The sequence below is a fragment of the Aquimarina sp. 2-A2 genome (genome assembly GCF_045505135.1).
Taxonomy (GTDB): domain Bacteria; phylum Bacteroidota; class Bacteroidia; order Flavobacteriales; family Flavobacteriaceae; genus Aquimarina; species Aquimarina intermedia.
The window spans coordinates 132,274-140,494 of record NZ_JBJKFI010000004.1; the positions used below are offsets into that span (position 1 = coordinate 132,274).

Here is an 8,221-nt window from a genome sequence, read left to right on the forward strand (position 1 = left end):
AAATTTACCATTATAATGTTTTTTAGATAGGTGTTATGAACACTACTTTATAGAAACAGAGTGATTCAATCTTAGTAAACATTTGAGAAAAGTACTGAAAATTGGTATTTGTTTCGAAAGTTTACAATAATCTGCTCTAAAAATTTAATTTGTACTTATTTATATGAATTTGTAGACTCAATTCGCATAAACACGTCAAAAATCCCTAACCATACTTGAAAGGAACTAACAAGAACCAACCTTAATCTAATTACTAAATGATTGAAAAAAAAACAAACACACGCAGTGGGTTGTGGTTTTTATGCTTGCCAAGGATTACCATCTGGGGATCACGAGCAAAGTGAGTACTCCCTTTTTCTTGCTATAAAACATCCATCCCATATCCTACGCTTTAGCTCGCCCATAGTATTCACTATGTCGTCTTCAAAGGAAGGGCACTATAATAAAGATTAGCAGAATCTTTTTGCTAGATGAACGTTGTCGCTTTTTCTGCGACTGAGCTAAAGTTACCGTAGTGAACCTCTTTTTTAGAAAGAAGCTGTTCGACTATGCTTAAGACAGCCTTTATCTTGCGAAATTAAAAGGAATGGGATGGAACGTTGAATATCTAAAACAGTTTATTATAAGCCGATTAGAAATGTTATTCGACCGCCAAATTTGAGCGTATTTAGAGGTGAGATAGTTTATCATTCTCAATAGGAAATTGGCAAACTGTATAGATCTCTTTTATAAGCTTTCCAACTTGGCACAAGTTTATCTAAAAGCCATTTGAATATATCGTCATGGTTGCACTCCAAAAATGTTTTAATCCATGAACAATAACATACGCTAGACAATGTCTTGTTTTTTTTGCTAATTCAAAGTTTAACTATATTTTTCTTCATTTAATATGATTGGGCCCTCATTTGACACTTATCTTTTTGATATCGCAATACTTACAATTCAAATTAATCTTTTATTTTCAAGTATTTGTGATACCTGAAACGATTTATTTAAATGGTCTCAGTACCACTCATTAAAAACTTTTCATTGCCATCAATTTTAGTCATAGTGCTTATATATAATCCTAGATAACTTTTCTCCGTCGAAGTTTAATATCAATTCCCTCTAAATTAAAATTTGTGAACTTTTTCAATATTATATGATACGTTCTCATCAAAAATAGTTGTTATGATTATTTTTTTATAAAAGAATTTACAACTGAACAATTATAAATTCTGATCTTCTGTTTTGCTGATGCCTGATCTCTGGACAAGGTACCTCATTCTGGCATTCATTAATCAGCCTTGTTTCTCCATATCCAACAGCGCTTTCTATCCTTTTGGCGTCTATGCCTTTGGAAATAATATAATCTCTGGTTGCTTTCGCCCTGTTATCAGATAATTTCAAGTTATAGTTATCAGGAGCCCTAGAGTCTGTATGAGACTCTATTTTGATAGTCATATTTGGATATTCCTGCATTAAAAACACAATACTGTCTAATTCTATAGCTGCATCGTTTCGTATTTTGTGTTTTCCTAGATCAAAGTACACAATGCCTATTTTTATTTTTAAGATTCCTTTTTCTTCAACAATCAATTCATTAATAGATTCCAAAGTAATAGGTACAGTGGTCTTACCGGCATTTTTACTTATACTTACATTTTCATTTTTCGTTTTAAAACCGGATTTTCCTGCTTCGATCTTATAGGTTTTACCGCATTCAGGTTCGGACGCAAAAACATATTCGCCGTTACTATTAGTTTCGACTTCTTCTACCTTATCTCCCTTGTTAGAATAGAGAGACACTGTTCCTCCAGAAATTGGATCACCTGTTTTGGCACTTCTAATATTACCATTTAAGGTCTGTATACATTTCTCAACGGGAAATCGCTCAAAAGAATATATATCATCGTCGCCCTTACCAGACTTTCTATTGGAACAGACAAACCCTTTGTTTTCCTTTTCTTTTATAATAAACCCAAAATCATCAAGATTACTATTTAGAGGAGCTCCCAAATTAATAGGTGTGTCGAAAGCATATGTATAGTTACTTTCGAAAACGTCTAAGCCACCCAATCCTAGATGTCCGTCAGAAGCGAAATACAAAGCTTTTTCAGTAATATATGGAAACATTTCACGGCCGTAAGTATTTATTTGGGCCCCGAGATTTTTGGGTTGCGTGTATTGGTTATCACCCAAAATATCCACGACAAAAATATCGGTCGCCCCTATTGATCCCGGCATATCAGAAACAAAATAGAGTTTTTTTCCATCTGGACTAACCGAAGGATGTCCTACGGAATATTCATCACTGTTAAACGGTAATTCTATAATATTAATCCATTCGATTTCTCCGTTTTCCTCAATGATATCCGCGCTGTAAAGTTTTAAATGATTTACTCCATCTTCATCCCTACCCAAACGTTTATCGTAATTATTTCTGGTAAAATATAATTTGCGCATATCTGGGGAGAAAGACACGGTGGCTTCATGATACTTTGAATTTAATTCTTTTGAGAACTCTGCTTCAAATGTAGCATCTGTCCTAGAAGCGTTTAAATTCCCTACCAATAAATTCAGAAAAGGTTGTTGGTTCCAATGATATCTTCTGGTAGTATAATTAGAAGTATCTGCTGCAGAAGAGTAAACCAACTTTTCATTATAAAACATTGGACCAAAGTCGGAAAACTTAGTATTGATTGACAGATTACGTAAAACAAATTGAGGCTCTAAATCCAAGATATCATTCAATGAAATTTTATCTTGTGCAAATTCTTTTGATCGTAAATCGTTATCATCTGCATGCTTAGCGAATTTTTTCATCCAACGTTTTGCCGACCGATTGTCTCCAACACCTTGCAAAGCGTGAGCATATCTAAAAATATACTCTGCCTCTACCTGATCAGGGTATTCAGATACTAACATATCATACCATCTATGGGCAGCTTCCATGTTCGTGTTAAAATAATGAGCATCTCCTGCTTTTTTGAGAATATCCGATGAGCGATCTCCATTTTGTATAATAGCCTCGTAAGCAGCTGCTGCTTCAATATATTCCATTCTTTCGAAAAGGTTGTCTGCTCTTTTATATTGTCTTTGAGCATAACCCATTGTAAATGCTATTAAGAAAACTATAGTAATTATATTTCTCATATGTTATCCTTTTTAAAAAAATCTAGGTGACTTCAGTCTTTTCTCTTCTGATTTCAATTCGAAACGAAGCATAATTTCATGACTTCCTGTGGTGAATCTTTGAAGCTCTGTAGTAGTATAATCATATGCATACCCAACTAATAGACTTGGAGTTATCTGAAAACCGGCCAAGGCGCTTAACGAATCATCCCATCTATAGGAGAGTCCTAATCTAAATCTTTCATACATCATAAAATTAGCAGAAATATCTGCTATAAGAGGTGCTCCGACTACATGCTTAACCAAGAAAGCAGGCTTAAATTTGGTATTGTTACTGATATCAAACACAAAACCACCTATTAAAAAGAAATGTATTCTTTCTGAAGCAACTGATTGTTGTATATCATCATAATGCTGATCGGTAAAAAAGTTAGGAACAGAAACTCCCAAATAACTCTTATCACTATGAAGATATAAACCTGCTCCTACGGTAGGTAAAAAACGGTTATTAATATTTTGAAAAACGTCATCTGGATTTTGAGACTGCCCTTCGGAGAAATCAAGATTAAATAATCTCCCTCCACCCTTAGCTCCAAAAGAAAGTTTTTGAGTCTCTGTAACCTTAATGGTGTAGGAAAAATTCAAATCAAAATGTAATTCGTCTGAAGGACCAATTTCATCATTCATTATAGATAACCCTAAACCAACTTTTTTACTAATAGGAGTATCTACTGTCAAAGTTTGAGTTCTAGGAGCTCCCTCAATCCCGACCCATTGTGATCGATGGATACCTGTTACAGTAACATGCCCTCTAGATCCTGCATATGCAGAATTGACACTTAATGTATTGTACATATATTGGGTAAATTGGGCGTCTTGTTGCCCAAATGAATAGTAAACCGATGAAAAAATCATCAGGAGACTTACTACTATTTTATTGCCATTGTTCATGCTTAGATTTGATTTAATTAAAAGACATGTTAAACTTTTATTTTCAAAGGATTTTTGATGGTTATCTATTGATATATAACCAACCCGTTTTTCTTTCTGATCCATCACCAAGATCCAATACGTAGAAATAGGTACCTACCGGAAGCTTATCTTCGGTATAAAGTACAGCTCGTCCATTAGAGGTTCCATTCCATGAATTATCATAGCCATCCTTCTGGAAGACTATATTACCCCATCGGTTATAAATCTCGAGACGGTTATTTGGATACTTCGAAATACAATCTATTACGAAAGTATCATTGTTACCATCACCATTCGGAGAAAACTCGTTGAAAATATTCAAACACCCAGGTGCTACCAATGCATCACTACTATTGTTGCTATCATTTGTGTCAAATTGATCAACTAAAAGTAAGGTTGCTGTATTTAGATAATCATCGATATCCAGAATAGTGGCTGTTATAGAAAGTGTTTCTGAAGAATTTATAGCTATATTAGGTATAGACCAAATTCCTGCCACTTCGTTGTATTCGCCACTAGTAGCATTTGCAGATACAAATCTGTAACCTGTAGGTAGTACATCTTCAATTTCGACATTTGTTGCATTGAGACTGGCAATGTTGTTAGTAACTGTTATGGTAAATACTACATCATCTCCAATATTCGCATTTGGCGTATCGACCACTTTATCTACTGCGAGGTCTACAAATTGTGGGAGTACTTCTACAGTTGCCTCATCATCATCAGCAATTCCATCTGCAAAATCATCTTGATCAATACCTGAGGAAGCATCACTATCAGGATCAGCTTGATCAGCAGCAATAATCCACGCAGAATTATTGTATTCATTCTCCACTCCAGAAGGAGCGTTTAACTCTGCAAGAATAATCAACGTTTCTGTGGTTCCATTTAATATGGTTCCATTAAGAGTCCAAAGTCCTGTTGCTTCATCATACAAACCTGCAGTAGCTATATACGAATCAAATTCGTAACCAGCTGGTAGAAGATCAGAAACTATTACACCCGTAGCATCACTATCCCCGCTATTGGTAAGATTGACAGTAAATTGAATCATATCGCCAATTAACGGCGTACTATTGTCCACTAACTTTTCGATAGAAAGGTCTGCTAGCCCTGTTGGAACAGGAGTTACTGTATCCTGATCATCTTCAGAATCAATATTATTATCCGGGGTTGAATCTGGATCAAAAGTATCTAATGCAATCAATTCTGCAATATTTGAGTAAATCCCAGAAGGCAATACTGTTACCACAATATCCAGCGTCTCTATCGCCCCATTAATAATGGTACCTATATTCCATGATCCAATAGTCTCGTCATAAATTCCGGAAGAAGGAGTGGCGCTTACAAACTGATAACCAGAAGCCAGAATATCCTCGACTATTACCCCTGTCGCATCACTAGGGCCATCATTAACTGTCGTGATGGTAAAAGTAATTTGATCTCCTACAGATGGATTGAGATTATCTACCATTTTAGTAATAGAGATATCAGTTATCACTCTAGGGAACACTTGAATTTCATCCATGTCATCCTCTGTGAAAATACCATTATTCACAAAAGAATCTGGATCTATCTCGTTTGCTGCAGTTACTTCAGCAATATTGGTATAACTTCCCGTAGTATTTATTGAAGTGGTTATATCGATAGCGGTAGTACTACCAATAGCCAGGGTACTAATAGTCCATATTCCGGTTGCAGGATTATAAGTTCCTCCACTAGTATCTGATATCCAATTGAATCCTGAAGGAAGTAAATCTGTCACCTCAATACCCGTTGCCTCACTTGGCCCATCATTAGTTAATGTTAGGGTAAAAATTATGGTATCAGTTACATCTGGAGTTACATTATCAACAGTTTTGACCAATGATAAATCTGCAATTTGAACTGGCGCTGTAGCCACAGAACCACTGTTATTTGTATTATCAGAATCGACGTTATCTGAAGCTGTAATTGAAGCTATGTTAGTATAATCCCCTGTAGGATTTACAATCGCTGATATAGTCAATCGTTCTATATCTCCATTTAACATTGCTCTGGTGATTCTCCATACTCCTGTGGTTTCATCATAAGTACCAGCTGTAGCCTCAAAAGAGCTGAAAGTATATCCCGACGGTAAAAGATCGGTCACCTCAATACCTCTGGCATCACTAAGCCCAAGATTTTCTAATAAAATCGTAAACTGTACAATACTGCCAACATTGGGTGTTGCATTGTTTACCGTTTTAGTTACCGAAAGATCCGAAACAGGAACTGGAACAGGCTCAATAGTAACTTGATCATCCTCGGTATCATCGTTATTTGCCGGTGTGGAATCAACATCATTTTCTAAGGCATCTGTAACTTCTACCACATTTGCATAATCTCCTTGAGCTAGCACTCCTGCAGTGATTGAAAGCGTTTCGGTAGCCGTTGCTGTCAAATTACCTATAGTCCAAGATCCGTTTAGAGGCGCATAAGTACCTGTTGTTACTGTAGAACTCACGTATTCATATCCTGAAGCTAAAAGATCAGTAACCACCACATTAGTTGCATCACTAGGTCCGTCATTGGTAACTGTCATTGTAAAAGTGATCTGATCACCTACATTTGGAGTCATTGTATCGGCCATTTTGGTTACAGAAAGATCTATTCTTGGAGTAAGTACAGGATTAACCACTACTTCATCCTGATCATCTTCAGTAATTACGTTATTGTTAGGTGTTGAATCCAAATCTAATATATCTGAAGCTGTAACCTCTGCACGGTTTACGTAATCTCCAGTTTCATTGACTAAAACATCAATCAAAAGGGTTTCTGTGGTTCGGGAAGCTATACTGCCAACATTCCATACTCCAGTAACTTCATCATAAGCACCCGAAGTAGAACTGTATAAAATAAAATCGTATCCCGACGGAAGTAAATCATCCACAACCACTCCGGTAGCATTTGCAGGACCATCGTTTGTTACTCTTATTTCAAAGGTAATTTCGGTTCCTGTAAACGGCGTTATATCATTATCAACAACCGTTTTGGTCAATGAAAGATCTGATACATCTTCATAATCCACAGTTACTGAAACCGCGTTCGATGGATTCCCATCGTTGTCATCTACTGTGTAACCAATTGGTGTAGGGTCAGTTATAAAGCCCGTTTGAGGGGTAAATGTTAATACTTCGGTGCCTGAATCATATACCCACCTACCTTCTCCTGGTACGGTAAACTCTATAACATCACCATCAGCATCTATTACAATTCCTGTAGCTCCTGTCGGAGGTGTTAAATCTACTCCATTTGGATCAAGTATACCATCGGGATCATTATCATTGGTAAGAATGGAAATCGCCACACTTGTTTCGGGTGTATTATTTACACTGATATCTGCTACGGCAATCGGTGCCTGAATAGCATAATCAATACTAATTATAGCTGGTACTGCACTAATGACACCATTATCGACATCAGTAATATTATATTCAATAGCACTAGGATCATCTGTAAACCCAGCTTCCGGACTAAAAGTCATTACCCCTGTACTTTCATTATACAACCAAGAACCCTCTCCGGGTACTGTAAATCCAATTACATTGCCACTTCCTCCTGTGATAGTCGTAATAGCTCCTGCAGGAACTACTAAATCCATAATTATATCTGAAGGTGCAGGTACGGCTCCGTCGGCCAAAACATCATTGGACAAAATACTTATATCAACAGGGTTATTCGTTACATTATTAGAGCTACTGTCATTATTCGCTACAGGTGCAGCCGGAGTGTATACTACATTCACCGTGGCTACATTAGAGGTATTCCCATCATTATCTCGTACCGTATACTCTACATCGGTAGGATTACCCGTAAATCCGGCCTCGGGAGTAAAACTAAGCTCACCCGTATTGTTGTCATACAACCATACCCCTTCACCGGCTACGGTAAAGCCAATCACATCACCGCTTAAATCCGTTACTACATCTGTCGCTCCAACGGGAGTCGTGAGGTTCACACTCGCTGCATCTAAACTACCATCAGCATCACTGTCATTTACTAAAATCATAACATTCACTCTCGTACCCGCAACATTAGCCAGACTCTCATCGTTTACCGCTACTGGAACCTGCTGGTAGGTATAGGTGATCGTAGCTGTATCGCTCTGACCATT

3 protein-coding genes are annotated in these 8,221 nt (G+C 36.9%); all 3 read right to left on the reverse strand.

Going from position 1 to position 8,221, the window contains the following annotated elements; all coding sequences use genetic code 11:
* Positions 1-1,194: 1,194 nt before the first annotated feature.
* Positions 1,195-3,135, reverse strand: coding sequence for an OmpA family protein (locus tag ACJRPK_RS11360; protein ID WP_407140017.1), 1,941 nt, complete (start codon positions 3,133-3,135; stop codon positions 1,195-1,197).
* A gap of 12 nt (positions 3,136-3,147) precedes the next feature.
* Entirely contained in the window at positions 3,148-4,065 is a 918-nt protein-coding gene (locus ACJRPK_RS11365) for a type IX secretion system membrane protein PorP/SprF (protein WP_407140018.1), read from the reverse strand.
* A 61-nt stretch (positions 4,066-4,126) separates the two neighbouring features.
* Positions 4,127-8,221 (reverse strand): gliding motility-associated C-terminal domain-containing protein (locus tag ACJRPK_RS11370; RefSeq protein ID WP_407140019.1); only part of this gene is annotated, 4,095 nt, incomplete at its 5' end.